At 53.1% G+C, this 25,938-nt stretch carries 20 protein-coding genes, 1 tRNA gene and 1 pseudogene; 10 read left to right on the forward strand and 12 right to left on the reverse strand.

Features of this window, described 5'->3' with window-relative positions; translation table 11 throughout:
• Positions 1–209 precede the first annotated feature (209 nt).
• Positions 210–1,358 carry an MFS transporter gene (locus GHC22_RS15410; RefSeq protein WP_003831907.1) on the reverse strand — a complete coding sequence of 383 codons (1,149 nt, stop codon included), beginning with the start codon at positions 1,356–1,358 and terminating at the stop codon, positions 210–212.
• Between the two features lie 385 nt (positions 1,359–1,743).
• Between GHC22_RS15410 and ycaC the strand changes: the two genes are divergently transcribed.
• Positions 1,744–2,370: an isochorismate family cysteine hydrolase YcaC gene (ycaC, locus tag GHC22_RS15415; protein WP_003035746.1), complete on the forward strand. Its 627-nt coding sequence runs from the start codon at positions 1,744–1,746 to the stop codon at positions 2,368–2,370.
• A 110-nt stretch (positions 2,371–2,480) separates the two neighbouring features.
• Here the strand turns inward: ycaC and GHC22_RS15420 are convergent, their stop codons facing one another.
• The 8 genes from GHC22_RS15420 to lrp all read right to left on the reverse strand — a co-directional run bounded on the left by GHC22_RS15420 (position 2,481) and on the right by lrp (position 14,810).
• On the reverse strand, positions 2,481–3,344 hold the full coding sequence (locus GHC22_RS15420) for a dimethyl sulfoxide reductase anchor subunit family protein (protein WP_153753427.1): 864 nt from the start codon (positions 3,342–3,344) through the stop codon (positions 2,481–2,483).
• A 1-nt stretch (position 3,345) separates the two neighbouring features.
• Positions 3,346–3,963, reverse strand: a complete 618-nt coding sequence (dmsB, locus tag GHC22_RS15425) for a dimethylsulfoxide reductase iron-sulfur subunit DmsB (protein WP_003831905.1) — start codon at positions 3,961–3,963, stop codon at positions 3,346–3,348.
• A 10-nt stretch (positions 3,964–3,973) separates the two neighbouring features.
• Positions 3,974–6,418, reverse strand: coding sequence for a dimethylsulfoxide reductase subunit A (gene dmsA / locus GHC22_RS15430; RefSeq protein WP_153753429.1), 2,445 nt, complete (start codon positions 6,416–6,418; stop codon positions 3,974–3,976).
• A gap of 236 nt (positions 6,419–6,654) precedes the next feature.
• Positions 6,655–7,947, reverse strand: a complete 1,293-nt coding sequence (serS, locus tag GHC22_RS15435) for a serine--tRNA ligase (RefSeq protein ID WP_048214580.1) — start codon at positions 7,945–7,947, stop codon at positions 6,655–6,657.
• Between the two features lie 92 nt (positions 7,948–8,039).
• Positions 8,040–9,383, reverse strand: coding sequence for a replication-associated recombination protein RarA (gene rarA / locus GHC22_RS15440; protein WP_048214581.1), 1,344 nt, complete (start codon positions 9,381–9,383; stop codon positions 8,040–8,042).
• 10 nt (positions 9,384–9,393) lie between these two features.
• Positions 9,394–10,005, reverse strand: coding sequence for an outer membrane lipoprotein chaperone LolA (gene lolA, locus GHC22_RS15445; protein WP_003831898.1), 612 nt, complete (start codon positions 10,003–10,005; stop codon positions 9,394–9,396).
• 111 nt (positions 10,006–10,116) lie between these two features.
• Positions 10,117–14,181, reverse strand: coding sequence for a DNA translocase FtsK (gene ftsK, locus GHC22_RS15450; RefSeq protein WP_153753430.1), 4,065 nt, complete (start codon positions 14,179–14,181; stop codon positions 10,117–10,119).
• A gap of 134 nt (positions 14,182–14,315) precedes the next feature.
• On the reverse strand, positions 14,316–14,810 hold the full coding sequence (gene lrp, locus GHC22_RS15455) for a leucine-responsive transcriptional regulator Lrp (RefSeq protein WP_002439523.1): 495 nt from the start codon (positions 14,808–14,810) through the stop codon (positions 14,316–14,318).
• 547 nt (positions 14,811–15,357) lie between these two features.
• Here lrp and trxB point away from each other — a divergent pair.
• The 6 genes and pseudogenes from trxB to infA all read left to right on the forward strand — a co-directional run bounded on the left by trxB (position 15,358) and on the right by infA (position 21,182).
• Positions 15,358–16,326 carry a thioredoxin-disulfide reductase gene (gene trxB, locus GHC22_RS15460; protein WP_003831889.1) on the forward strand — a complete coding sequence of 323 codons (969 nt, stop codon included), beginning with the start codon at positions 15,358–15,360 and terminating at the stop codon, positions 16,324–16,326.
• A gap of 114 nt (positions 16,327–16,440) precedes the next feature.
• Positions 16,441–18,207 (forward strand): cysteine/glutathione ABC transporter permease/ATP-binding protein CydD, encoded by a 1,767-nt coding sequence (gene cydD / locus GHC22_RS15465; protein WP_003831887.1) that lies wholly within the window; start codon positions 16,441–16,443, stop codon positions 18,205–18,207.
• Positions 18,208–19,929 (forward strand): cysteine/glutathione ABC transporter ATP-binding protein/permease CydC, encoded by a 1,722-nt coding sequence (gene cydC, locus GHC22_RS15470; RefSeq protein WP_153753432.1) that lies wholly within the window; start codon positions 18,208–18,210, stop codon positions 19,927–19,929. It abuts the gene before it with no gap.
• Positions 19,930–19,973: 44 nt separating this feature from the next.
• A complete protein-coding gene (gene aat / locus GHC22_RS15475; RefSeq protein ID WP_048235731.1) occupies positions 19,974–20,678 on the forward strand; it encodes a leucyl/phenylalanyl-tRNA--protein transferase in 705 nt (234 codons plus the stop codon).
• A pseudogene (locus GHC22_RS15480) lies at positions 20,679–21,036 on the forward strand (hypothetical protein). It abuts the gene before it with no gap.
• Complete coding sequence (gene infA, locus GHC22_RS15485; RefSeq protein ID WP_002211347.1) at positions 20,964–21,182, forward strand: translation initiation factor IF-1; 219 nt, start codon at positions 20,964–20,966, stop codon at positions 21,180–21,182. The pseudogene GHC22_RS15480 and the gene infA overlap by 73 nt, the downstream one beginning before the upstream one ends.
• A gap of 79 nt (positions 21,183–21,261) precedes the next feature.
• Here the strand turns inward: infA and GHC22_RS15490 are convergent, their stop codons facing one another.
• Positions 21,262–22,173 (reverse strand): LysR family transcriptional regulator, encoded by a 912-nt coding sequence (locus tag GHC22_RS15490; RefSeq protein ID WP_003831675.1) that lies wholly within the window; start codon positions 22,171–22,173, stop codon positions 21,262–21,264.
• A 108-nt stretch (positions 22,174–22,281) separates the two neighbouring features.
• On the opposite strand from GHC22_RS15490, the gene GHC22_RS15495 reads away from it, so the two are divergent.
• The 3 genes from GHC22_RS15495 to GHC22_RS15505 all read left to right on the forward strand — a co-directional run bounded on the left by GHC22_RS15495 (position 22,282) and on the right by GHC22_RS15505 (position 24,073).
• The gene (locus GHC22_RS15495; RefSeq protein ID WP_153753434.1) at positions 22,282–23,142 is read left to right on the forward strand and encodes a pirin family protein; all 861 of its coding nucleotides are present in this window, start codon (positions 22,282–22,284) and stop codon (positions 23,140–23,142) included.
• A 16-nt stretch (positions 23,143–23,158) separates the two neighbouring features.
• Positions 23,159–23,836 carry an isochorismatase family protein gene (locus GHC22_RS15500; protein WP_003831673.1) on the forward strand — a complete coding sequence of 226 codons (678 nt, stop codon included), beginning with the start codon at positions 23,159–23,161 and terminating at the stop codon, positions 23,834–23,836.
• Between the two features lie 149 nt (positions 23,837–23,985).
• A tRNA-Ser gene (locus tag GHC22_RS15505) sits at positions 23,986–24,073 on the forward strand.
• Positions 24,074–24,223: 150 nt separating this feature from the next.
• Here the strand turns inward: GHC22_RS15505 and rlmC are convergent.
• Positions 24,224–25,351 carry a 23S rRNA (uracil(747)-C(5))-methyltransferase RlmC gene (rlmC, locus tag GHC22_RS15510; RefSeq protein ID WP_032942821.1) on the reverse strand — a complete coding sequence of 376 codons (1,128 nt, stop codon included), beginning with the start codon at positions 25,349–25,351 and terminating at the stop codon, positions 24,224–24,226.
• A 41-nt stretch (positions 25,352–25,392) separates the two neighbouring features.
• Positions 25,393–25,881, reverse strand: coding sequence for a YbjO family protein (locus GHC22_RS15515; RefSeq protein WP_003035378.1), 489 nt, complete (start codon positions 25,879–25,881; stop codon positions 25,393–25,395).
• Between the last annotated feature and the right edge of the window lie 57 nt (positions 25,882–25,938).

Consider the following 25,938-nt stretch of genomic DNA (forward strand, 5'->3'; position numbering starts at 1 on the left):
AATCCTTTGTGGAAGCTTTTTGATTATCAATATATGAGGCGTGGGATTATGCGCGGTAAAATGAGCGAGCGGAAACGGCAGGATGTAAAACTATAACCTTCTGCACACTTTATTTTCAGGACAGACGTGTGCGATTAAATAATGCAGGTTCCCATAAAGCATACATAAACAGTATGTATGGGAACCTGTTCATATTCTGTTAAATCAGGTCAAATGTGCGCAATAGAATTGGGCGTATGGCCCGTCTTACGCAGCAGCATTAGTAAATAAATAAACGATACGCTGGCGATCATGATAAACAGCAAGCTATCTGAATAATTCTGCATCAGCATCGCAGTAAACGAAGGTCCCAGCAGACTGCCTACGGTATAGCTCAATAGCAATGCCTGATTCATGGCGACCAGCTGATGATGTTCCACCTTTTCACAGGCCCAGGCCATCGCGACCGGATAGAGGGTAAAGCCTGCCGCACCCAACATAAACAACGCGGGCGCCATCGCCGCCTGGTTCAGCATGGCGATACTCCCGACGATCACCACGAAGACCTGGACGCGTAAAACCAGCAGACGTCCCAGCTTATCCGCCAGACGGCCAATCGGCCATTGCCCCAGAATACCGGCGCTTACCAGAACCGCCATCCAGAAACCAATGCTGGCGTTGCTCACCCCCTGATGGTTGAGATACAGCGGCATCAGGCCATACAAAGACCCCAGCACGATCCCGGAAATAATGCAGCCATTAACGCCCAGGCGCGCCTGACGCAACCTCAGCATGGAGACAATAGGCGTAGACTGCTGTTCATCGCCCTGCTGATTAGCAATGCGCGTAAAGAGCAGTGGCAAAACACCCGCCAGGATAGTACCCGTCACCCACGGCAGGACGTTCATCAATTCTGTTGATACTTTACTAACCAGCAGTTGGCCTAAAAACGTTCCCACGTAATAGATCATCATATAGGCGGCAAGTAACCGTCCGCGATTACGTGACGTCCCGCTGCACATCAGCGCGCTTTCCACGACCACCCAGATCATGGCGCAGCCAACACCGGCGATAAAACGCCATGTCATCCAGCTCCAGAATCCCACCATAATCCCCAGCCCGACACAGCCCGCGGCAAAAATAAGCGAGGCGATGTAATAGCTGCGGTTAAAACCAAGGTGTTTTATTAAATACCCTGTCAGCAACGTCCCTACCAGATTACCGGTAAAGTAAGACGAGCTCACCACGCCTACCTGCCAGGTAGGCAGATTTTCATGGGCGAGCCAAAGCGGGACGAGCGTGTTTAACACGGCGATCGCCAGGGTCAACAGAAGTAGCCCGCACAGCAATAGCATGACGGGACGGGTATAGGTGGACATGAATAAAAACCGTGAGGAAGTTCAAATTTCATGCGCATCATGCCACTGCTAAAAACATTGTCAATCGGCGGAATCAGAGGGCTGAGGCGCTTTCTGGTCGATCGATTTGCATTACTGATTCTTAATGTGAATAGATAAAAAATACAAAAACACATCTGCTTGTTTTTATTGATCTAAAACAAAAATCTCGCGTTACGTTCAGTCGAAAAATTTCATGGACTCCCCTTACTTTTATTTCTTACTAAACTCTATGCGGGATGCTGAGCTGCATTGTCTTCAAAATAGAACAGTGAGTTCTTATTTATCTATCTAATCCAAATATCGTTCTTTTCGTAGACTTAAACTCATCAAATTTCCCCCACTGATACTGAACAGGAGAAATACCATGACTAAACCTTACGTAAGACTTGATAAAGACAATGCGGCAGTACTGCTGGTCGACCATCAGGCTGGCCTGCTCTCTCTGGTTCGGGATATCGATCCCGATAAATTTAAAAACAACGTGCTTGCGCTCGGTGACTTAGCAAAATACTTCAACCTCCCAACCATTCTGACAACCAGTTTTGAGACAGGACCAAACGGACCGCTGGTACCGGAACTGAAAGCTCAATTTCCGGATGCGCCCTACATTGCTCGCCCAGGAAACATTAACGCATGGGATAACGAAGATTTCGTGAAAGCAGTAAAAGCGACCGGCAAAAAGCAGCTGATTATCGCTGGTGTCGTGACGGAAGTTTGCGTCGCTTTCCCAGCGCTCTCGGCTATTGAAGAAGGTTTTGACGTCTTTGTTGTCACCGATGCTTCAGGCACGTTTAATGAAATTACCCGCCATTCAGCATGGGATCGGATGTCTCAAGCAGGCGCTCAATTGATGACATGGTTCGGAGTAGCATGCGAACTGCACCGCGACTGGCGCAACGATATCGAAGGTCTGGCGACGTTGTTCTCTAATCACATTCCGGATTATCGCAATCTGATGACCAGCTATGACACGTTAACTAAGCAGAAATAAAGACTGGGGCAAAACCCTGGCCTGACATGTAGCCGGATAGCGCGCAGCTTGAAGACCTACGGATATTGTAGGCTTGATAAAGCACGAGGCGCCATCCGGCATATTATGGATTAACTCGCCACCGCCATACCGACGGTCATATGCAGCCCGTAGAACACGCCACGACCAATCAGCTCGCCGACTAACAGCAGAATAAACGCGACGGAAAGCAACGGAACGGCAGGCTGGTAACCCTTCACTTGCGGTACTATCCAGCAGCACAACGCTAACGCCAGCGCCACGATCCGCCACGCCATCAGCGAACCGTAATCCGGAACCAGCGCAGAGGCCTGTTGAATCGAACTGTGGATTGTCGCCAGTTCAGTCCCCTGCATTACCGACATGATGGCACTCACGACCAGAGCAAGCACTGATATAGCCGGCAGCAGGCGCATCGCCCAACCATCCACGCCAGCAATTCTCAGTAACAGATATCCCAGCAGCGGACCGCCCATAAACATCGTCAGGAAGAAGCCCAGCGGTGTCCAGACGCTGTACCAGGTCGGTACGGTATCGATGGTGTTATACACGCGCACCATCATCCAGACAAAAACCACACCCAGCATCATGGTGACAACTAACCACAGATTGCGTAATGCGGGCGACATTTTCTTCAACATAGCCAGCAGCCAGCCGATACCGCCAACGGCAAAGAAGAGTGAGCCGCTGGCAATTTCGTTACTCAACGCAGATGACCCAACGCGATTGAGTGAGTTAAAGGCGCGCATCGGTGAGCCCAGGTGGAGCATGGAAGCAATAAAACCAATGCCCATTAATACCCACAGCCCAAACATGCAGGTAATTACGCGTTGCTGCGATTCTGGGCGTAAGCCCCCTTTCATCAACGCCAGCGCCAGAACAATAAAACCGCCAACCACACACTGTCCGAAGACCGTGAAGATCATCAGCGGCCATTCATGCCATCCACTTCCCATCTTACACCTCCTTCGGATTAGCCAGATAACCTGTGGTATCCCCGGTCGGGCGGCTATTGGCGTTAGGTTTGATGACAATGCTCGGTTTGGTAAAGTGCGCACCCGGCAGTGGCGCAACCGCAGCCAAAGTACCGTGTTTTTTGCGCAGTTCATCAATTGGGCCAAAATCCAGCGCACGCAGTGGACAGGACTCGACGCAAATAGGTTTCTTACCTTCAGCGACGCGCTCATGGCAGCCATCGCATTTGGTCATGTGCCCTTTGTCAGCATTGTACTGTGGTGCGCCGTAAGGACAGGCCATGTGGCAATAGCGGCAGCCGATGCACACATCTTCATCGACAACGACAAAGCCATCTTCACGTTTGTGCATCGCACCGCTCGGACACACTTTGGTACAGGCCGGGTCTTCACAGTGGTTACACGCAATGGAGAGGTAATAGGCAAAGACGTTCTGATGCCAGACGCCGTTGTCTTCCTGCCAGTCACCTCCCGCGTACTCATAAATGCGGCGGAAGCTGACTTCAGGGGTTAAATTTTTGAAATCTTTGCAAGCCAGTTCGCAGGTTTTGCAACCGGTGCAACGGCTGGAATCAATAAAAAATCCATACTGGGTTGTCATCGGTTACTCCTTACACCTTTTCAACCTGAACAAGGTTCGTGTGTGATGGGTTCCCCTTCGCGAGAGGAGACGGACGCTGGGTCGTCAGGACGTTAATACAACCGCCCTGGTCCACGCGTTTTGCGTCCGGGTCATACCACGCCCCTTCGCCCAATGCCACCACGCCAGGCATCATACGCGGCGTTACTTTCGCCTCAATGTGCACTTCACCACGATCGTTAAAGATGCGCACCTTGTCGCCGTTGTTAATGCCGCGTCGCTGTGCATCCATCGGGTTGATCCACATTTCCTGACGGCAGGATGCTTTCAGAACATCCACGTTGCCATAGGTCGAGTGAACGCGAGACTTATAGTGGAAGCCGGTCAACTGCAGAGGGAATTTCTCCACCAGCGGATCGTTTAAGCTCTCAAAGCCTGGGGTATAAATCGGCAGTGGATCAATCACATCACCTTCCGGCAGCTCCCAGGTTGACGCGATCTCGGCAAGCTGCTGCGAATAAATTTCGATCTTACCTGACGGCGTGGTCAGCGGATTGGCGTTAGGATCCTCACGGAACGCCTTGTAGGCCACGTGATGTCCCTGCGGGTCGCGCTGTTTAAAGATCCCCTGCTTGCGGAATTCTTCAAACGTTGGCAGTTCAGGAATGGCTTTGCGCGACTGCTCGTACAGATGACGCATCCACTCTTCCTGAGTACGACCTTCTGTAAACTGCTGCTCAACACCAAGGCGTTTCGCCAGCTCGCTGGTCATCTGGTAGATAGTCTTGCATTCGAAGCGTGGTTTGATCGCCTGATCGGTGAAAATCACATACGACATATTTCCGCAGGAGGCATCCAGTGCGAAGTCCATCTGCTCCGAAGCGGTGCAGTCCGGCAGCAAAATATCCGCGTATTTCGCCGAGGAGGTCATATGACAGTCGATGACAACGATCATCTCGCAATTCTTATCATCCTGTAGGATTTCATGTGTGCGGTTGATATCAGAGTGCTGGTTAATCAGACAGTTACCGGCATAGTTCCAGATCATCTTAATCGGAACATCAAGCTTATCTTTGCCACGAACACCGTCACGCAGCGCCGTCATCTCCGGACCTCGCTCAATGGCGTCCGTCCACATAAACATAGAGATGCTGGTTTCGACTGGGTTTTCCAGCGTAGGCATACGTTCAAACGGCAAACTGTATGAGCCCTCACGCGCCCCGCTGTTGCCGCCGTTAATCCCAACGTTACCGGTAAGGATTGCCAGCATAGAAATGGCACGAGTCGCTATTTCACCGTTAGCATGGCGCTGCGGTCCCCACCCCTGACTGATATATGCCGGTTTAGCGCTACCGATTTCACGTGCCAGTTTGACGATTCGATCAGCAGGAATACCGGTAATTTGCGCTGCCCATTCCGGGGTCTTGGCGATACCGTCTTTGCCCTGCCCAAGAATATACGCCTTATAGTGACCGTTTTTCGGTGCGTCGGCCGGTAAGGTTTTCTCGTCGTAACCCACGCAGTATTTATCAAGGAACGGTTGATCGACCATGTTTTCGGTGATCAGCACATACGCCAGACCATTAACCAGCGCCGCATCGGTACCTGGGCGGATCGGGATCCATTCATCTTCACGACCCGCGCCGGTATCCGTGTAGCGAGGATCGATAATGATCATGCGGGCATTGGATTTCTGTCGCGCCTGCTCAAGGTAATAGGTTACCCCACCCCCGCTCATACGGGTTTCACCTGGGTTATTCCCGAACAGAACCACCAGCTTGCTATTTTCAATGTCGGACGGGCTGTTACCGTCTGCCCAGCCGCCGTAGGTGTAGTTCAACCCGGCAGCGATTTGTGCTGAAGAGTAGTCACCGTAGTGGTTCAGGTAGCCGCCACAGCAGTTCATCAGACGTGCTACCAGCGTTTTGCCTGGCGGCCAGGAGCGTGTCAGGGTGCCGCCCAGCGTACCTGTGCCGTAGTTCAGGTAGATAGACTCGTTGCCGTAGTCTTTGATAAGACGCTGCATATTGCTGGCAATGATGTCGTAGGCTTCATCCCAGCTGATACGCTCAAATTTCCCTTCGCCACGTTTACCGACACGTTTCATCGGGTATTTCAGACGGTCGGGATTATAAACGCGACGACGCATGGAGCGACCACGCAGACAGGCGCGTACCTGGTGCAAGCCGTCATAGTTGTCATCACCGGTGTTGTCGGTTTCAACATACTTTATTTCACCGTCTACCACGTGCATACGCAGAGGACAGCGGCTACCACAGTTCACCGTACACGCGCTCCAGATGACTTTCTCATTGGCCTGTGTCGGATTAAGGGCTTCTGCAGCATTTGCAATACGGGTAAATGGCAGGGTAAACGCGCTACTGGCCACCGCCAGTCCGCCTATCGCCGTCGTTTTCACCAAACCTCGGCGACTAACCTCAGCTGCCAGCATGGCATCGGGGATCTTAGTTTTCATAGTGGCTCACTCTGCTGCTCACAATAAACAAAAGAGAAATACTCGTTATATGGATTTTTATATAGCGTTAATATCGATATACAGACTGGTATATACCGAATTTGCGAAAAGACAGAGATAAATACTGACTTTCATTCGAAGGCAGTATTACTCCTATGGAGGTAGGCGTTATTGTCCGACGTCAAACGGGCATAAAAAAAGCGCCCTGAGGCGCTTTTTTAGCAAAGAAAGGTAGCTTAGCCGATAAACTCCAGGCCATTCATGTACGGACGTAACACTTCCGGAACCTGAATACGGCCATCAGCCTGCTGATAGTTTTCCATCACCGCAACCAGCGTACGTCCAACCGCCAGACCAGAACCGTTCAGCGTATGTACTAAACGGGTCTTTTTGTCGGATTTGCTGCGGCAACGCGCCTGCATACGACGAGCCTGGAAATCCCACACGTTAGAGCAAGAGGAGATTTCGCGATAGGTGTTCTGCGCCGGGATCCACACTTCCAGATCGTACGTTTTGCATGCGCCGAAGCCCATGTCGCCTGTGCACAGGACGATCTTACGGTACGGCAGGCCCAGCAGCTGAAGAACCTTCTCGGCATGGCCGGTCATCTCTTCCAGCGCGTCCATAGAGTCTTCTGGGCGAACGATCTGCACCATTTCAACTTTATCGAACTGGTGCATACGGATCAGACCACGGGTATCACGACCGTAAGAACCTGCTTCAGAACGGAAGCACGGCGTATGCGCGGTCATTTTGATCGGCAGCGCATCTTCGTCAATGATTTCGTCGCGAACCAGGTTGGTCAGCGGAACTTCTGCCGTTGGGATCAGCGCATAGTTGCTGCTGTCAGCTTCTTCATCCAGCGGACGGGTGTGGAACAGATCGCCAGCAAATTTCGGCAGTTGCCCTGTTCCGTACAGCGTGTCATGGTTAACCAGATACGGAACGTAGTTTTCGCTGTAACCATGCTGTTCGGTATGCAGATCCAGCATGAACTGAGACAGCGCACGGTGCATGCGCGCGATCTGCCCTTTCATCACGACGAAACGAGAGCCGGTTAGCTTAACCGCAGCGGCAAAATCAAGACCCGTGTGCATTTCACCCAGGGTAACGTGATCGCGCACTTCGAAATCAAACTCACGCGGCGTACCCCAACGGCTGACTTCAACGTTGTCATTTTCATCTTTACCCACCGGAACGTCGTCCGCTGGCAGGTTAGGAATGGTCAGCGCAATGTCGCGGATCTCGGCCTGTAAGGTATCAAGTTCAGCTTTCGCGGCATCCAGCTCTTCGCCCAGTTTGTTCACTTCCAGACGTAAAGACTCGATATCTTCCCCGCGCGCTTTTGCCTGGCCGATGGATTTCGATCGAGAGTTACGCTCTGCCTGCAGGTTTTCAGTTTGTACCTGCAGAACTTTACGACGCTCTTCAAGAGCGCGCAGCTTATCTACATCCAGCTTAAAGCCCCGGCTTGCCAGTTTTTCTGCGACTGCGTCTGGCTCATTACGCAGCAGATTGGGATCGAGCATGCTTATCCTGTGCTTATCGAATTAAAATAGGAGAAAGTGACCACAGCCTGCGGTCACAGGGATACAGAGACAACATTACCGCAACGATAACACTAACGGTAGCGTTTTATAGGGCTATTTTGATCCTGTCCGGCGAGCCAGGCGAGCTTTTCGCCAATCTTGCCTTCAAGACCTCTGTTTGTGGGGTGATAATAGCGCGTTTGTGCCATTTCCTGCGGGAAGTACTCTTCTCCGGCGGCATAGGCATTTGGTTCATCATGGGCGTAACGATACTCCTGACCATAGCCCATTTCTTTCATCAGCTTAGTTGGCGCATTGCGCAGGTGGACCGGCACGTCGTAATCCGGACGTTCACGGGCATCAGCCAGCGCGGCTTTGAAGGCGGTGTAAACCGCATTACTTTTCGGCGCGCAGGCCAGATAAACAATTGCCTGAGCAATCGCTCGTTCACCTTCCGCGGGTCCCACGCGGGTAAAGCAGTCCCATGCGGAAATTGCCACCTGCATGGCGCGAGGATCGGCATTGCCGACATCTTCAGAGGCAATGGCCAGACAGCGACGGGCAACATACAGCGGGTCACCGCCTGCACTAATGATGCGCGCATACCAATAAAGTGCCGCATCCGGGGCGCTGCCGCGAACCGATTTGTGTAATGCGGAGATGAGATCGTAAAAACGATCGCCTTTATTATCGAAGCGTGCGCTGCGTTCACCGGCAATTTCAGTGAGCAATTCTGGTTTCAATACGCGCTTACCGGAATCATCAACTTCGGCCATATCGGCCATCATTTCCAGCGTATTCAGCGCTCGCCGCGCGTCGCCATTCACCAGTTCGGCAATCGCCCGACGCGTCTCTGGTGGCAGTACGATATCCTGACCACCGTAACCACGGGCATTATCTGACATCGCCTGGTCCAGCACCTGTTCAATATCGTCGGTGGTTAACGATTTCAGTAAATAAACACGCGCCCGCGACAACAGTGCCGAGTTCAGTTCAAACGAGGGATTTTCAGTGGTGGCGCCAATAAACGTGATGGTACCGTCTTCAATATGCGGTAAAAACGCATCCTGTTGGCTTTTATTAAAACGGTGAACTTCGTCCACGAACAGGATCGTACGTCGACCCGCGTTACGATTCTGACGCGCCCGCTCAATCGCTTCACGAATTTCTTTTACACCAGACGTGACCGCCGAAATTCGTTCAACATCGGCGTTAGCGTAACGGGCAATAACTTCGGCTAGCGTGGTTTTCCCCGTCCCCGGCGGCCCCCATAAAATCATAGAGTGCAGGTGCCCGGCCTCGATGGCGCGCGGCAAGGGTTTACCCGCAGCCAGCAGATGCTGCTGGCCGATGTACTGCGCTAAATTTTCTGGCCGCATACGTGCGGCCAGTGGCTGAAAGGTATTATCAGAAAAGTCGAGCGACAGATTGCTCACTCACACGCCTCTACTTACGTTGATCGTCAACCGTTACACCTTGCGGCGGGGTAAAGGTGAATTTCGAAGGTTCAATCGCACCATTCTGCTGAGATTTCAGCTGATAGCTGCTGCGCTGATCGTCTTGCTCAACGGCACTGAACTGATGGATCGTCCCGTCCCGCCCAACATTGATAGTAAACTGCTTCAGATTACCGCTGCTGGTTTTTGGCGTCAGTACGAAATCGTCGCCGTTTTGCTTAATGTTGTACTGTTGCCAGTCGCTGGCCTGGTTACGCGCAATCAGCATGAACGGCGTGTTGCCCGTGGCGTCTTTCAACCAGGTCGCAGTCGCCTGCTCAACAAACGGGTTAAAGAACCACAGCGTTTTACCATCGGAAACCAGGATGCTCTCGTCAGGCTGCGTCATATGCCAGTTAAACAGATTAGGGCGTTTAACCCATAAGTCGCCCTGACCTTCCTGCACCGCCGCGCCGCTACCGTCCGTGACCTTCTGAGTAAAGCTGGCATGGAAGCTACTGACTTTATCCAGACGGCTTTTCAGGTCGCTGGCAGCATCAGCCCAGACGCTGCTCACCACAAAGCTAGACAGTAATGCACAGGTGATTGCGATTCTTTTCATCGTTATTCCTCAAAATACGTCACTCCCAATGGGGAGATCCCTCTGCTATCCATTTCAGGCCAAAAATCAGCATGAGGAAAGTAGAAAATACTGAATTACTTAACTTTGCAATCATTCGAAGGGCGGCGGAGCCAGCACTTCACGATTACCATTATGCCCTTGTTCGCTGACTATTCCCTGCGCTTCCATCTGTTCGATGATGCGCGCCGCTCGGTTGTAACCGATACGGAACTGACGCTGGACGCCGGAGATTGAGGCTTTGCGTTTCTGAGTAACAAAGTTCACCGCCTGATCGAACAGCGGATCCAGTTCTTCGCCACCATCAAAGCCGCCACCGCCGCCTTCGCTTTCGCTGTCAGAGGTAATGCCATCAACGTATTGTGGACGGCCGCGCGCTTTCCAGTCCTGAACTACCGCGTGAACTTCTTCATCGCGTACAAAGGCGCCGTGTACACGCACAGGGATCGTCGAGTTTGGTGCAGAATAAAGCATGTCACCCATACCCAACAGCGATTCCGCTCCGCCCTGGTCAAGGATGGTACGCGAGTCAATTTTACTGGACACTGTAAAGGCGATACGCGTCGGGATGTTCGCTTTAATCAGACCAGTGATAACGTCAACTGACGGTCGCTGGGTTGCCAGCACCAGGTGGATACCCGCCGCACGCGCTTTTTGCGCCAGACGAGCGATTAGTTCTTCCACCTTTTTGCCAACGGTCATCATCAGGTCAGCGAATTCATCCACCAACACCACGATATACGGCAGTTTTTCCAGCACCGGATGCTGAACATCCATGCTGTCGCCCGGCTTCCAGTATGGGTCTGGAATCGGACGTCCCATACGGGCGGCTTCAGCAATCTTATCGTTATAACCGGCAAGGTTACGCACGCCAAGCGCCGACATCAGTTTGTAGCGACGTTCCATTTCATTGACGCTCCAACGCAAGGCATTGGCGGCATCTTTCATGTCGGTCACAACTTCAGTCAGCAGATGTGGAATACCTTCATAAACAGAAAGTTCCAGCATTTTCGGGTCAATCATGATAAAGCGAACGTCTTCCGGCTGCGCTTTGTACAGCATGCTGAGGATCATGGCGTTCACCCCAACAGACTTACCGGAACCGGTTGTCCCTGCCACCAGCAGGTGCGGCATTTTAGCCAGATCGGCCACCACCGGTTCGCCCGCAATATCTTTGCCCAGCACCACAGTCAGCGGAGATGAGTTATCACGGAATTTAGCGTTATCCAGCACTTCTCGCAGATAGACGGTTTGACGTTTTTTGTTCGGTAACTCCAGTCCGACATACGGTTTGCCTGGAATAACCTCGACCACACGTACCGCCGCGGTCGACAATGAACGCGCCAGATCTCGTGACAGGTTAGAAATACGCGCTGCTTTAACCCCTGGAGCCAGATTAAGCTCAAAGCGGGTAATCACCGGGCCAGGAGAATAGTTCACCACATCGGCTTTAATGCGGAAATCCGCCAGACGCGCTTCCACCAGACGTGCCATTTGTTCCAGTGCGAACGTATCTATCGGCTCAACTTCGCTCGGCGGCGGCGTGAGCAGATCTAACGATGGCAGCGGCGTGCTTGGACGGTGCGCCGGACGACTATCCCCATTACGCATCAGCAGCGGATGGATCAGACTATCCTGCGGCGGTGGTGTAGCAGGCTGCGCTGGCTGCTGATAATGCTGCTGCGGTGCAACTGGCTGCGCTGGCTGTTGATAATGCTGCTGCGGTGCAACTGGCTGCGCTGGCTGTTGATAATGCTGCTGCGATGCAACTGGCTGCACCGGTTGCTGGTAGTGCTGCTGCGGTGCAACAGGCTGCGCTGGTTGCTGATAATGCTGCTGTGGTGCAACAGGCTGTGCCGGTTGCTGATAGTGCTGCTGCGGTGCAACTGGTTCCTGGTACTGCGGCGCAGTCTCCGGCATTACGCCAGGCGTAAACAGCGGCTCATGCGGCCCCTCATCTACCAGCGTTTTCATTGGCGAAAATTCAAAGTCATCGAGGGAGAACGGATTCGCTCCGGCAGGCTGTTCACCGGAATAACGCTGCTGCTGAGAAGAAGCAAACTGGCGCGCCAGTTCCGCTTCTGCGGCTGAATCTTCGTCATCAATCTGGTGGGTATCGTCCTGATACTCTTCGCCATAACGATGCTGCTGCGACTGAGCGAACTGACGTGCCAGCTCGTCCTGCTGCATTGCATCCATTTCATCGTCACTATACGCATCTGTATCAAGCTGCTCTTCGCGCGCTTTCTCTTCAGCCATACGCTGTGACGGCAGTTTTATGCCATATGAAGCCAGTTCACGACGAGTAGGCACGCGCACACGATTCGGACGCGGCAACTGCGGGCCAATGCCCTCTTTCACCTGCGGACGCGGCGTACCGCTGCCTGCAAGGCTAAAGACAGGTGCTGCGGCAGCGGCACCTGCCCCTAACGCGGCGCTTTTTACGCCAGCGGCCAGCGGTGCAACGGCAGCAACAGACTCAACGGGTGGTATGGATGCAGGCGTCGGCATAGATGGCGTAGACGGCTTAACACGCTCAGGCTCCTGAGCAGGTTCTGGAATCGGCTGATACCATGCGGCCAGTTGCTCACGCTCACGCGCACGTTTCTCTTCGACTTCTTCAAAGTAATAGAGCGGCGGACGAGTCGGTTTAACTTCTTCAACCACCGGCTCAGGTTCCACCACTGTTGGTTGTTCAACCACAGGCTGCTGGAACGTAGTGCTCTGTTGAAAAGTTGGATCCTGCTGATAAACAGGTTGCTGCACAGGCTCCGGCTGATAACCAGGCTGCTGGAATGCGGTGTTCTGTTGAGAGGTCGGATCCTGTTGATAGACAGGTTGCAGCACGGGCTCCGGCTGATAAACAGCTTCCGGCTGCGGCGCGACAGGCTGCGTATAAACAGGTTCAACGGGCTGCTGTGCGTAATATTGCGGCTGCGGACTCTGCTCCACAACCGGTTGTTGCCATGGCTCATACGGCTGCTGCACCGGAGGTTGCGCGTACTGGGCTGGCTGCGGATAACCTTCAGGCGCTGGTGCAATTGCGGCATCACCGGTTTGCGGGCCAGGCACGGGTTGCCAGGCCACAGTTGGGACCGGTTGCTCCATAACAGTGTTGGTCACGGGTGACGTTTGCAGTAACGGATCGACCGGTGCGCTCCAGGCCTGAGCGGCTGTTGTAGCTGCAGCTGCTGCAGCCACAGGCTCGGTCACCGAGTGGCCGTTAAGCAGTGGATCAAGTTCGTCATATTCAGGCAGCGTCGCGCGATTACCGGAAAACAGCACATCATTAGGATCGGCAACCACGCCACGGGCGCTGTATTCAATTTCGTCTTCATCATCCATGCGTTTGCCGGAAAACAGCGCCGCATCGGTATGACGACCAAGCGGGTTGGTAAATTTCTCCGCCAGACGTTTACGGCGCGCTAACGCACCGCGCAGGATACGAGCTCGGCGCGATTCATGGGGTTTGCCATCAGCGGCGTCGACAGACTCTTCTTCGTCTTCATATTCTTCGTCATCGACCCAGGTATCGTCGCGGCGGGTACGGTTGCTGGCAAACGTCAGGATATTGAGTAACCAGCCGCCCAGTTTTTCCGCAATGCTCACCCATGACCAACCGGTGAACAGTGTTAATCCCGCTGCCCAAATGCACAACAACGTCAGCGTGCCGCCGCTGCTGTGCAGCAATGGTTGTAGCGTGGTGCTGAGCAGACTGCCGATCACGCCGCCAGAGGCGAAATACCAGATGTCATCGGCGTTAATTGCGGCCAGCCCGCAGGAAGTGAGAATCAGCGCCAGAACGCCAATAATGCGCAGCGAGACGGCAAAATAATCGACGTATTCGTCGCTGGCCTGATGTCGCCAGGCAAACCAGCAGCCACCGACAATGATGACGGGGATGGTGTAGGCCATGACGCCAAAAATAAAGAACAGCGTATCCGCCAGCCATGCTCCAGGTATTCCACCCAGATTATGGATAGGCTCATGCCACGCGGTTTGCGACCAACTGGGATCCGAAGGGTTAAAGCTGAGTAAGGCAGCCATCAACCAGACGGCAAAAAGGGCAATAAGGATCAGTAGCGCTTCCAGAAGTCGGCGCCCGCTGCTTAACTTCGTCAATGTGACGTCTTTGTCTTCAGTGTATTCCTGGCTCAAAAACGGCTCTCCAGGTTTCGGGCTTTTCCTGCCCGATGCTAAAACGGACAACAGCACCGGGTTGCCCCGGCACTGTTGCTGTATGGATTAACAGGAGTGTAATCAAACTGCGTCGATTTTGCACCTGTTCCGTGTTAGCGCGTCTTAATTACCAGACGATTGCTCTGTTTGACTTCTTCCATTACTACATAAGTACGTGTGTCATTCACGCCAGGCAGACGCAGCAGGGTTTCCCCCAACAGCTTACGGTATGCCGACATATCCGGTACGCGTGTTTTCAGCAAATAGTCGAAATCACCGGAAACCAAATGACACTCTTGAATTTCTTCAAGTTTTTGTACTGCAGAGTTAAATTGTTCAAACACATCCGGGGCGCCACGATTCAGAGTAATCTCAACAAAAACCAGAAGTGATGCATCCAGATAATGCGGGTTTAACAGCGCTGTATAGCCCTGAATAAAACCCTGTCTTTCCAACCGACGCACACGCTCAAGGCAGGGCGTTGGTGAAAGTCCCACACGTTTAGAAAGCTCGACGTTAGAAATACGCCCATCCTTTTGCAGCTCATTAAGAATGTTACGATCGATACGGTCGAGATCTTTGCCAGGGCGCTTCTTACTATCTACCATTATTATTGTCTCTCTGTATTCCTTCCCTACTCCTGCCTGACTCTACCAACATCACTGTTCAGAGTCGCTACCCATCAAAATAAACCGCAACCCAGAGGGATTTTCGGTTCGCAATGTCTGGGTTTATGGTGAGAAGACCGTTGCCTGTCGGCGGCTATCGACATCACGAATGGCATCTGTCCACACCATGCGTAGATTTCGCTAACACGGTAAACATGGTATCTACATGCATGATTATGCAGCACATACATGACACAGTTTTTTTCTTCCTTGAATGTTTTCGCAAAACAGCAGGGGATTGTCAAAGCAAAACATCGATTTTTAGTACAACATGCCAGTTATTCATTCGCAGTGATGGAAAATCGTCATTTTATCACCTTATAACTGACCGATTTTAAGTAGAAATCGTTATAGTATTACGACTAATTCTGCCGTTCATCGGTTCCCGCTATTACACATATTGTTAACAAAATCGCCATACTCTTTTTTTACGCCTGTAAATTCCCTACAATCCTGCTCATTGCCTGCTAACAACTATGGGGATCTCATGGGCGCAACCAAACACAGTAAACTTCTTATTCTGGGCTCTGGCCCTGCGGGGTATACCGCTGCGGTCTACGCTGCACGCGCGAACCTGCAACCGGTACTGATTACCGGTATGGAAAAAGGTGGTCAGTTGACCACAACAACAGAAGTGGAGAACTGGCCTGGCGATCCGCACGATCTCACAGGCCCATTGCTGATGGAACGCATGCACGAACATGCGACCAAATTTGAAACTGAAATTATTTTTGATCATATCAGCAAAGTTGATCTGCAAAACCGCCCTTTCCGTCTGACCGGTGACAGCGGTGAATACACCTGTGACGCACTGATCATCGCCACCGGTGCGTCAGCACGCTACCTGGGTCTGCCTTCAGAAGAAGCCTTCAAAGGCCGTGGCGTTTCCGCCTGCGCGACCTGCGACGGTTTCTTCTACCGTAACCAAAAAGTTGCGGTGATCGGCGGCGGCAACACCGCTGTTGAAGAAGCGCTGTACCTGGCGAATATCGCATCTGAAGTGCATTTGATTCACCGTCGCGACAGCTTCCGCGCCGAGAAAATCCTGATCAAGCGTTTGATGGATAAAGTCGAAAACGGCAACATCGTGCTGCATACCCACCGCACACTGGAAGAAGTGACCGGCGATCAAATGGGCGTAACCGGACTGCGCCTGCGCGATACGCAAAACACTGACAACGTCGAGTCACTTGACGTTGCAGGCTTGTTTGTCGCTATCGGCCACAGCCCGAATACCGCCATTTTTGACGGTCAGCTTGAACTGGAAAATGGCTACATCAAAGTTCAGTCCGGTATTCATGGTAACGCCACCCAAACCAGCATTCCGGGTGTATTCGCCGCCGGTGATGTGATGGACCATATTTATCGCCAGGCGATCACTTCAGCAGGCACCGGTTGTATGGCTGCGCTTGACGCAGAGCGTTATCTCGACGGTCTGGCAGACGCTTGCAAATAAGTTTTACAAATCAGTAACAAAAGTAAAAAAGGCGACTATAAGTCGCCTTTATTTTTGCCTCGTTGTAACATTGTCCTGCCCAAAAATTCCAATAACTCACCTGCTAAGCGTGCAATGAATAAAACCCGTCAAAAAGAGCTGACCCGCTGGTTAAAACAGCAAAGTGTAATTTCCCAACGATGGCTGAACATTTCACGCCTGTTGGGGTTCGTGAGCGGCCTGTTAATTGTCGCTCAGGCCTGGCTCATGGCCCGAATTCTCGACCATATGATCATGGACAATATCCCCAGAGAGGCGCTTCTGCTCCCTTTCATTGTGCTGGTATTGATTTTCATCCTGCGGGCATGGGTCGTCTGGTTACGCGAACGCGTCGGGTTTCATGCTGGCCAACATATCCGCTTTGAGATTCGCCGCCAGGTGCTTGACCGTCTGCAACAAGCAGGTCCCGCCTGGATACAAGGCAAACCAGCCGGGAGCTGGGCTACGCTAATCCTGGAACAGATTGATGACATGCATGATTACTATGCACGTTATCTGCCGCAAATGGCGCTGGCTGTATGCGTCCCTTTATTGATCGTGGCGGCGGTATTCCCGTCAAACTGGGTAGCCGCCCTTATTCTGCTTGGAACTGCCCCGTTGATCCCGTTATTTATGGCGATGGTTGGTATGGGTGCAGCCGATGCTAACCGCCGCAACTTTCAGGCTCTTGCTCGCCTCAGTGGCCATTTCCTCGATCGCCTGCGGGGCATGGAAACGCTAAGAATCTTTGGCCGCGGTGAAGCTGAAACAGAAAGCATCCGCGCAGCGTCACAGGATTTCCGCCAGCGCACCATGGAAGTCCTGCGCCTGGCGTTTCTGTCATCCGGTGTCCTTGAGTTCTTTACCTCCCTGTCCATCGCACTGGTCGCGGTTTACTTCGGTTTTTCCTACCTCGGTGAACTCGATTTTGGCCACTACGGGACTGGCGTCACATTGGCAGCTGGCTTCCTGGCGCTCATTCTGGCGCCGGAATTTTTCCAACCCCTGCGCGATCTGGGCACGTTTTATCACGCCAAAGCACAAGCCGTTGGTGCAGCAGACAGTCTGAAAACCTTCATGGAAACCCCGCTTGCACATCCTGAGCGTGGCGATATTGAGCTGACTACAAAAGACGCAGTTTCAATTGAAGCAGAAGATCTGGTCATCACCTCGCCGGAAGGTAAAGTGCTTGCAGGTCCGCTCAACTTTACCCTGCCAGCGGGCCAACGCGCGGTGCTGGTTGGCCGCAGCGGCTCCGGCAAAAGTTCGTTGCTCAATGTCCTGTCCGGTTTTCTCTCTTATCAGGGATCGCTGCGGATTAACGGCTTTGAGCTGCGCGACCTGTCGCCTGATTGCTGGCGCAAACAGCTGTCCTGGGTTGGACAAAATCCGCAGCTCCCTGCCGCCACGTTACGCGATAACGTGCTGCTCGCTCGCCCCGATGCCAGCGAAGAACAGCTGCAAGCCGCACTCGACAGCGCCTGGGTCAGTGAGTTTTTACCACTTCTGCCACAGGGTGTGGATACACCAGTAGGCGATCAGGCTGCTCGACTTTCTGTCGGACAAGCGCAGCGCGTTGCCGTGGCTCGCGCCTTACTCAATCCATGTCAGTTGTTGCTGCTTGACGAGCCCGCCGCCAGCCTTGATGCACACAGCGAACAACGCGTGATGCAGGCGTTGAAAGCAGCTTCACGCCGCCAGACCACGCTGATGGTGACACACCAACTTGAAGATCTTGCCGACTGGGACGTTATCTGGGTGATGCAGGACGGACAGATCGTTGAACAAGGCACTTATGCCGAACTTAGCGCAGCCAACGGGGCGTTTGCGACATTACTGGCTCATCGTCAGGAGGACATTTAAATGCGCGCTTTGCTACCTTATCTGACGCTGTATAAACGTCACAAATGGATGTTAACCCTGGGGATCGTTCTGGCGATCGTCACACTGCTGGCAAGTATTGGTTTGCTGACGCTTTCCGGCTGGTTCCTGTCGGCTTCTGCTGTGGTGGGTGTCACTGGGATTTACAGTTTTAACTATATGCTCCCTGCTGCTGGGGTACGCGGTGCGGCAATCACCCGAACCGCGGGCCGCTATTTCGAGCGGCTGGTCAGCCACGACGCGACGTTCCGCGTGCTGCAACATTTGCGTATTTATACCTTCAGCAAACTGCTGCCGCTCTCCCCTGCTGGCCTGTCCCGTTATGGACAAGGTGAATTGCTTAACCGCGTGGTGGCGGATGTCGACACGCTCGATCATCTCTATTTGCGCGTGCTCTCCCCGCTTGTGGGCGCTTTTGTCGTCATCATGGTGGTCACGCTGGGGCTAAGCGTTCTCGATTTCACGCTGGCTATCACTCTCGGCGGTATTATGCTGCTGACCTTATTTATCCTACCCCCACTCTTTTATCAGGCAGGTAAAAGCACCGGGCAAAGCTTGACGCATTTACGTGGGCAGTATCGTCAGCAGTTAACATCCTGGCTGCAGGGCCAGGCTGAACTGACCATCTTTGGCGCCAGTGAACGTTACCGCGCCCAAATGGAAGCCACCGAGTTGCAGTGGCATGAAGCCCAACGACGTCAGTCTGAATTAACGGCGCTATCACAGGCGGTCATGCTGTTAGTCGGCGCACTGGCAGTGGTTGTAATGTTATGGATGGCCTCAGGCGGCGTGGGTGGCAATACCCAGCCTGGCGCACTGATCGCGCTGTTTGTCTTCTGTGCGCTGGCCGCGTTTGAAGCTTTGGCACCCGTCACCGGGGCGTTTCAGCATCTCGGACAGGTTATTGCCTCTGCGCTGCGCATCACCGAACTGACCGAACAACAGCCAGAAGTCACCTTCCCGGATGCCGGTTCTCCAGTTTCTGAGCAGGTCACTCTCACGCTACACGATGTTTCATTCAGCTATCCGGGGCAAACACAAAAAGCACTCGACACCCTTTCGCTGCAGGCTCAGCCCGGTGAACACATTGCGATTCTCGGTCGCACCGGCTGCGGTAAGTCAACGTTACTACAATTGCTGACCCGCGCATGGGATCCGCAGCACGGCGAAATTCTGATTAATGAGCAGCCGATTTCAGCCCTCAGTGAAGCCGCGCTGCGCCAGAGCATCAGCGTCGTGCCACAGCGCGTGCACCTGTTCAGCGCGACGCTTCGCGATAACCTGCTGCTGGCAGCACCGCACGCCAGTGATGACACATTATCCGCAATGCTGTGCCGCGTCGGTCTGGACAAACTGCTAGAGGGTGATGGACTCAATGCCTGGTTAGGCGAAGGCGGTCGTCAGCTTTCTGGCGGCGAACTCCGTCGTCTGGCTATCGCTCGCGCCTTATTGCACGATGCCCCACTGATGCTGCTGGATGAACCGACTGAAGGGCTTGATGCCACAACAGAAAGCCAAATGCTTGAATTAATTGGCGATGTCATGCGCGATAAAACCGTACTGATGGTGACACATCGTCTGCGCGGCTTGTCACGTTTTGATCAAATAATAGTGATGGACAACGGACACATTATTGAGCAAGGTAATCACGCAGATTTGTTAGCCCGGCAGGGGCGTTATTACCAGTTTAAGCAACGTCTGTAAGCTATTATTGAACGATCAAACTCGCGTAGTGGAGTTTCGCTGTCATGCGCCTGGTGCAATTGTCCCGCCATTCTATAGCCTTCCCTTCACCGGAAGGCGCTTTACGCGAGCCTAACGGTTTGTTGGCGCTTGGCGGCGATCTCAGTCCAGCTCGACTGTTAATGGCCTACCAGCGCGGAATTTTCCCGTGGTTTTCACCTGGCGACCCCATCCTTTGGTGGTCGCCCGATCCACGCGCCATTCTTTGGCCCGAGAAATTTCATCTCAGCCGCAGCATGAAACGTTTTCATAAAAACTCGCCTTATCGCGTGACGCTCAATTACGCGTTCGGTCAGGTGATTGAAGGCTGCGCGAACGACCGGGAAGAAGGCACCTGGATAACGCATGATGTAGTGGACGCCTACCATCGCCTGCACGAGCTGGGCCATGCGCACTCCATTGAAGTATGGCGACAAAATGAATTAGTGGGCGGTATGTATGGCGTGGCGCAAGGTACGCTATTTTGTGGCGAATCAATGTTCAGCCGTCAGGAAAATGCGTCCAAAACCGCACTGCTTGTTTTTTGCGCTGAATTTATCCGTCAGGGCGGAAAATTAATCGACTGCCAGGTATTAAATAGCCACACAGCTTCGCTGGGCGCCGTCGAAACCCCACGTCGGGAGTACCTTGAACACCTGAGCAGACTGCGCCAGCAGCGGCTACCGAGCCATTTCTGGGTTCCCAGGACGTTATTTTCGCCTCAGAGGTGAATGTTTTCGGCACATTTTTTGTCGGGGTGTTATAATTGTCGCGCAGAGTTGGTTTAGCCCATTACCCCGCCGCCGTTAAGGAACAGTTCGCGTCAGGCAACGCCTATCGTTTATCTCCTCGTTCCCTTACACGTTGCGCTTTAAGTGCGGCTTTGCCGTGTGTGGTTAGAGTAATGCGCCAAACCCGATTTGCTGTGTTTTAAACGCACAAATCTTTACTTATTAAAAGAACTTCGGCATTATCTTGCCGGTTCAAATTACGGTAGTGATACCCCAGAGGATTAGATGGCCAAAGAAGACAATATTGAAATGCAGGGTACCGTTCTCGATACGTTACCTAATACCATGTTCCGCGTAGAGTTAGAAAACGGTCACGTGGTTACTGCACACATCTCCGGTAAAATGCGTAAAAACTATATCCGCATCCTGACGGGCGACAAAGTGACTGTTGAGCTGACCCCGTACGACCTGAGCAAAGGCCGCATTGTCTTCCGTAGTCGCTGATTGTTTTTAACGCCCGAATGGCGTCCAGATAATAAAAGGTCGGTTTAACCGGCCTTTTTTGTGGGCCAAGGTCAGGTATTTAATCCTCAATCATCCGCGCATATTCTTCTGTTAAGAAATCCACTAATGTGCGTACTGACGGCAATAATCCCCTGCGTGATGGAAAGACTGCGTGAATTATTTCTCGCTTCGGTTCCCAGCCGTCGAGCAATGCCACCAGTTCACCCGCGGCTACTTGATCTTTTACCATCAGCTGTGGAAGTTGAACTACCCCCACACCGGCAACTGCGGCTTCACGTAACGCCAGCATATCGGTGGTGATCATACGCGGCGTGAAATGCACCTCCGCACGTGCGCCCTGCGGCCCGAATAACTCCCAACGATGCACATGTTTACCCGTCGCCAGACTCAGGCCCGGCCAACGCGTCAGCTCCGCCGGAGAATGTAGCGTTCCCATTTGCTCGATTAACTGCGGGCTGGCATACAAACGATGTCCCCTGTCCGCCAGCACACGCATCACCAGGTCACTATCCTCAAATGGTCGGGGCCTGACGCGAATCGCCACGTCCAAACCCTCTCCAACCACGTCCACGCGGCGGTTAGTGGCCTCCAGTTGCACTGATACGTCAGGATAACGCGCCATAAAACGGGCAAGCATTGGCCCGATATGCACATGCAGCAGCGTGACCGGACACGTCAACTTCACCACGCCACGCGGTTCAACCTGTAACGCGGCAATCGCATCCTGCGCTGCCTGCGCTTCCACCAGCATCGCCTTACAGTGTTCGTAAAAGGTTTGCCCAACTTCCGTCACGTTAAACTGGCGGGTGGTTCGCTGAATCAGTCGAACTCCCAGCGTCTCTTCCAGTTGTGCTATCCGTCGGCTTAGTTTTGATTTCGGTTCATCAAGCGCCCGACCCGCCGCCGCGAATCCCCCTTCCTCTACAACATGTACAAACCATGCAAAATCATTGAGATCCGGCTTTGTCATCTAATTGTCCTATTTATGAGACAGTGAGGACTATTTTAGCTACTACTCAGCTCGCTGTCATGAATATAAGCTTATTCACATCAAGATAACGCCACAGAGGAGACACATATGAAACAAGTAACAGGCGTCTACACCGCACCTCGCCCACACTGGGTTGGCGATGGATTTCCGGTTCGCTCGATGTTTTCTTACCAGTCTCATGCTGAACAGCTAAGTCCGTTCCTGCTGCTGGATTACGCCGGCCCACATACGTTTACGCCGGGTAACGAAAAACGCGGCGTAGGTGAACACCCTCACCGTGGTTTTGAGACGGTGACCATCGTTTACAGCGGCGAAGTTGAACACCGTGATTCAACCGGTCGCGGCGGCATTATCGGCCCCGGTGACGTGCAGTGGATGACCGCAGGAGCAGGAATATTACACGAAGAGTTCCATTCACCTGAATTTACCCGTCAGGGTGGCGAACTGGAAATGGTACAGCTGTGGGTCAATCTGCCAGCAAAAGACAAAATGGCCGTTCCGGGTTACCAGGGCATCAGCAGCGATGTGATCCCCACTGTCACTCTGTCAGATGAAGCAGGGAGCGTTCGTGTGATTGCGGGCAGCTATCAGGATACAAAAGGCCCGGCACATACCTTCTCGCCGCTGAACGTCTGGGATATGCGTGTGCAACGTAATCATCAGCTCACGTTGTCCCAGCCGGAAGGATGGAGCACTGCCCTGGTGGTATTGAAAGGGAATATCACCGTAAACGGCACTACGTCTGCCAGCGAAGCGCAACTGGTGGTGCTGAGCCAGCAGGGGAAAACGCTGCATATTGAAGCCTCCAGCGACGCCAGCGTGCTGCTGCTTTCTGGAGAACCGTTGAACGAGCCGATTGTAGGTTACGGTCCGTTTGTAATGAACACGAAACAAGAAATCGCTGAAGCCGTACGCGATTTTAACACCGGCCGCTTTGGCCAAATCTGAATCGAAGGAGAAGAATATGTCCAGTCCTGCAAACTTTAATGGTTCACGTCCGGTCATCGATGTGAATGATTCCGTCATGCTGCTTATCGATCATCAGAGCGGGCTGTTCCAGACCGTCGGCGACATGCCAATGCCAGAACTGCGTGCGCGTGCCGCCGCGCTGGCTAAAATGGCGACTCTGGCGAAGATGCCGGTGATTACCACGGCATCCGTACCGCAGGGACCTAACGGCCCGCTGATCCCTGAGATCCACGCCAATGCGCCGCATGCCCAATACGTGGCGCGTAAAGGCGAAATCAACGCCTGGGATAACGAAGACTTCGTGAAAGCGGTCAAAGCAACGGGTCGTAAAACGCTGATTATCGCCGGTACAATTACCAGCGTGTGCATGGCTTTCCCGGCTATCAGCGCGGTTGCGGAAGGCTATAAGGTTTTCGCTGTGATCGACGCTTCCGGTACTTACAGCAAAATGGCGCAGGAAATCACCCTGGCTCGTGTTGTTCAGGCTGGCGTCGTGCCGATGGATACCGCCGCAGTCGCTTCTGAAATTCAGGGCACTTGGAACCGTGAAGACGCCGCCGAATGGGCGGAGGTGTATACCAAAGTCTTCCCGGCTTATCAGTTGCTGATCGAAAGCTACAGCAAAGCTCAGGAAGTCGTGACCAGCGGCGAAAAACTGGACTCTCAGCGCTAATCCTTTCCTCCGCGCCTGCCTGGGCGGAGGAATATGTATATTGCGTAACCAAACGAGAGTTAACACGTAAATTCTGCTTGACCGTTTTAGCGCAACTCCCTATAGTAGCGCCCCGTTGCCCCCCAAGCGGTCAGGCAGCAATACAATATGGTGAGGTGTCCGAGTGGCTGAAGGAGCACGCCTGGAAAGTGTGTATACGGCAACGTATCCGGGGTTCGAATCCCCGCCTCACCGCCATATTTTAAGAAGAGCTCGTACGAAAGTACGGGCTTTTTTTTCGCATGTTGCATTTGCCGGATGCGGCGCAAGCGCCTTATCCGGCCTACATTGCTACAGCCCTGAATATCTCCGTAGGCCTGATAAGCGAAGCGCCATCAGGCATGGCAGTTATTGTCGGCTGAGCAGCGTTAGCACTTCATAGTGCGCGGTGTGTGGGAACATATCGAAAAGTTGGACGCGTTCAATGCGATACCCGGGCAACTCACGAATATCCTTCGCCATGGTTTGCGCATTACAGCTGGAATAAACGATATAACGCGGTGCCATGCGGGAGAGAAAATCGCACAGCGGCTTTCCAATCCCGCGACGCGGCGGATTCACCAGCACCAGGTCAGGTACTTCGCCCTGAGCGGTAGCAAACTGGGTTGAATCCAGCGCCTGAAAATGCAGATTCTGCAACCCAAGCTCCTGCGCTGACTGCTTCGCGCAGGTAATCGCTTCTGGCGCGATTTCAATCCCCGTCAGTTTCATTTGCGGTGTAGCACAGTGCAGACCAAAACCCCCGACGCCGCAAAACAAATCCCACATGTGATTAACCGGAAGCTGACGCACCCAGTCACGCGCCGTGGCATATAATTGCCCCGCTACCACCGGATTGGTCTGGAAGAAACTCTGCGGGCGGATCCACAACGGCACATCGTTAAAGCGTTCCGCCAGCGCCTGTTGTTCCGTCAGGAAGATTTCTGTCTCCCCTTCCATGATCGCCATATGCACCGGCTGAATATTGGCAGTGATCACTTTTAACTGTGGGAGTTGTGCCTGCAACCAGGGTAGCGCCGCGCGCAGCTGTGCCAGTTTTGCGTCAGAACGCAGGACAAAACGCAGCATCATACCGCCATCGAATCTGCTTTCCGTTAACAGCAGATATTTCAGCTCCCCGCGTTTGCGCGCCACGTTATAGGGCGTCAGCCCCGCCCGAGCGATAAACGGCTTAAGCGCGGCAAATACGGGCGCAAAAGACTCAGGATAGAGCGGACAGTCGCACAAATCCTCAGGCGTACCGTCACGATGCAGCATTCCCAGAAGCGGTTTTTCCACGCTGCCGCTGACTACCATTTTGGCTTTATTACGAAACGCGCTTTCCGGACCACTGACCGGCGCGCACCATTCTCCGACCGGATACTCGGCCAGCAGATTCTGCAGATCGGCTGTTTTTTCGAAGAGTTGATCGGCGACAGGCTGTGTTATCCACTGACAGGAGCGGCAGCGTTCGGCGTCATATAGTGCGCACTGCATACAAAGACCTACAAATTAACCGGGGGCCAAGATTATACACGTTATTGCAAACGGAAGAACCGCCTGCTGGACGCAGGAACAAACAGCAGCAGCAATACCAGCATATCCGGCAGTTTTTGCATTACCAGAGTATGCAGGATTTCGCGTCTGGACTCCCCCGCAATGCTGAACAGTTCGGGATATCCGTAGCCCAGCGAAGCCGCCCACAGATAGACGCTGGCGATAATCTGGGTCAACAGATAGATCCAGCGTGCCCAGTTCCGTCCTTTTACCAGCGAAAATGCGCAGTAAATTTCGATAAATAGCAGCACCAGACTGCCCAGAAACACCAGCGTCAAATTCCAGGTCTGCACACTGCGATGAATAAACTCACTGGTTCCACGAAACCCAAGCGTATTAAAAATCATCAACAGATCGAGACAGCGGATCATGATAATAGCCAGCGCCGCCACCTGCACCAAAGCAGGGACGTTTAAGCGAGCATGTGATGTGGATGATTTCTTAAAAAATCCCAACGCGTCGTCTTCCATGAAAACGGCGCAACCACCACAGCTGCGCCGTATAGACAGGTTGGCAGATTTTAGTTT

The organism is Citrobacter sp. H12-3-2 (assembly GCF_009649895.1).
Taxonomy (GTDB): domain Bacteria; phylum Pseudomonadota; class Gammaproteobacteria; order Enterobacterales; family Enterobacteriaceae; genus Citrobacter; species Citrobacter portucalensis.

Bases quoted from the DNA above. Each gene is read 5' to 3' on its own strand.
- trxB (WP_003831889.1), top strand. From the start codon at position 15,358: ATGGGCGCAACCAAACACAGTAAACTTCTTATTCTGGGCTCTGGCCCT.
- aat (WP_048235731.1), top strand. From the start codon at position 19,974: ATGCGCCTGGTGCAATTGTCCCGCCATTCTATAGCCTTCCCTTCACCG.
- rlmC (WP_032942821.1), bottom strand. From the start codon at position 25,351: ATGCAGTGCGCACTATATGACGCCGAACGCTGCCGCTCCTGTCAGTGG.
- GHC22_RS15495 (WP_153753434.1), top strand. From the start codon at position 22,282: ATGAAACAAGTAACAGGCGTCTACACCGCACCTCGCCCACACTGGGTT.
- lolA (WP_003831898.1), bottom strand. From the start codon at position 10,005: ATGAAAAGAATCGCAATCACCTGTGCATTACTGTCTAGCTTTGTGGTG.
- GHC22_RS15500 (WP_003831673.1), top strand. From the start codon at position 23,159: ATGTCCAGTCCTGCAAACTTTAATGGTTCACGTCCGGTCATCGATGTG.
- GHC22_RS15410 (WP_003831907.1), bottom strand. From the start codon at position 1,358: ATGTCCACCTATACCCGTCCCGTCATGCTATTGCTGTGCGGGCTACTT.
- dmsA (WP_153753429.1), bottom strand. From the start codon at position 6,418: ATGAAAACTAAGATCCCCGATGCCATGCTGGCAGCTGAGGTTAGTCGC.
- serS (WP_048214580.1), bottom strand. From the start codon at position 7,947: ATGCTCGATCCCAATCTGCTGCGTAATGAGCCAGACGCAGTCGCAGAA.
- GHC22_RS15515 (WP_003035378.1), bottom strand. From the start codon at position 25,881: ATGGAAGACGACGCGTTGGGATTTTTTAAGAAATCATCCACATCACAT.
- cydC (WP_153753432.1), top strand. From the start codon at position 18,208: ATGCGCGCTTTGCTACCTTATCTGACGCTGTATAAACGTCACAAATGG.
- lrp (WP_002439523.1), bottom strand. From the start codon at position 14,810: ATGGTAGATAGTAAGAAGCGCCCTGGCAAAGATCTCGACCGTATCGAT.
- GHC22_RS15420 (WP_153753427.1), bottom strand. From the start codon at position 3,344: ATGGGAAGTGGATGGCATGAATGGCCGCTGATGATCTTCACGGTCTTC.
- infA (WP_002211347.1), top strand. From the start codon at position 20,964: ATGGCCAAAGAAGACAATATTGAAATGCAGGGTACCGTTCTCGATACG.
- ycaC (WP_003035746.1), top strand. From the start codon at position 1,744: ATGACTAAACCTTACGTAAGACTTGATAAAGACAATGCGGCAGTACTG.
- dmsB (WP_003831905.1), bottom strand. From the start codon at position 3,963: ATGACAACCCAGTATGGATTTTTTATTGATTCCAGCCGTTGCACCGGT.
- GHC22_RS15490 (WP_003831675.1), bottom strand. From the start codon at position 22,173: ATGACAAAGCCGGATCTCAATGATTTTGCATGGTTTGTACATGTTGTA.
- cydD (WP_003831887.1), top strand. From the start codon at position 16,441: ATGAATAAAACCCGTCAAAAAGAGCTGACCCGCTGGTTAAAACAGCAA.